At 36.3% G+C, this 804-nt stretch carries 2 protein-coding genes; both read right to left on the bottom strand.

What is annotated here, in order from left to right:
• Nucleotides 1-88 precede the first annotated feature (88 nt).
• Nucleotides 89-577 carry a DUF4440 domain-containing protein gene (locus tag H5157_RS20605; RefSeq protein WP_002963057.1) on the bottom strand — a complete coding sequence of 163 codons (489 nt, stop codon included), beginning with the start codon at nt 575-577 and terminating at the stop codon, nt 89-91.
• A 23-nt stretch (nt 578-600) separates the two neighbouring features.
• A partial coding sequence (locus H5157_RS20600) for a CopD family protein (RefSeq protein ID WP_182725416.1) occupies nt 601-804 on the bottom strand: 204 nt, incomplete at its 5' end.

Genomic DNA, 804 nt, shown 5'->3' with positions numbered 1-804 from the left:
CTGTTTTTCGATACTCATTGCCGAAAATGACATAGTTAATGATAAAAAAAACGCTGAGGTAATGTAGATTACTCGCATTGTTAACTCCTTAATTAGACCAGTGAATATGAGTGATTTTCCAACCTTTATCGGTGTTTTTTAATGTGATTGATTCCATTCCCGTAGACTTAATATCTTTCCCTTTATACTTTCCTTGAGTTTTACTTCTTGAAATTGAGTAAGCTATGTCTCCATTTGTGTGAACTTGATGCTCTAGCAGTTCACTATCAACTGCACTTAAGAATTTCATATCCGCTATCATATGATGGTTCGCGTATACATCTGCAGAACGCTCAACAATTCCGCCTTCAAAAATGACGACATCGTCGGCCAGTAATTTACGGGCACCTTTGGCATCGCCTTGTTTTAGGGATGCATGAAATAAGCTAACTGCCTTTGCAGCTTCGCTATCAACATTAACAAAGACCCAGCCTTTTTTTGTGTGCTCTTCATGGGTGTGTGCGTTCACAGCAAAAGAACTAACAGCGCTAAAAATTAGTAGCAATAAAATTTTTAAATTAGAGGATTTAATTAACATACATTTTCCTTTTTTATTAATCGTTAAATAGGCGGACCAACAAGTGTTGTAAATACACTTGTTGTAATAAGTACAAATAGGGCAATTAATATTTCAACAGTGATCGAGCGTTTTAATATACTTATATGGTGTTGTTGAGTGATTTGCGGGACTAAAAAAAGCTTATGCCATGCACCTAGTAACAGCATCGCGCTGACGAGTAACAGCTTTAATAAAATTAGTTGCCC

The organism is Pseudoalteromonas sp. SG43-3, assembly GCF_014164385.1.
Taxonomy (GTDB): Bacteria; Pseudomonadota; Gammaproteobacteria; order Enterobacterales; family Alteromonadaceae; genus Pseudoalteromonas; species Pseudoalteromonas distincta.
This window is presented reverse-complemented; position numbering and strand designations above follow the sequence as displayed.

Excerpts from the sequence above, each read along its gene's own strand:
- H5157_RS20605 (WP_002963057.1), bottom strand. The coding sequence starts at position 577 with ATGTTAATTAAATCCTCTAATTTAAAAATTTTATTGCTACTAATTTTT.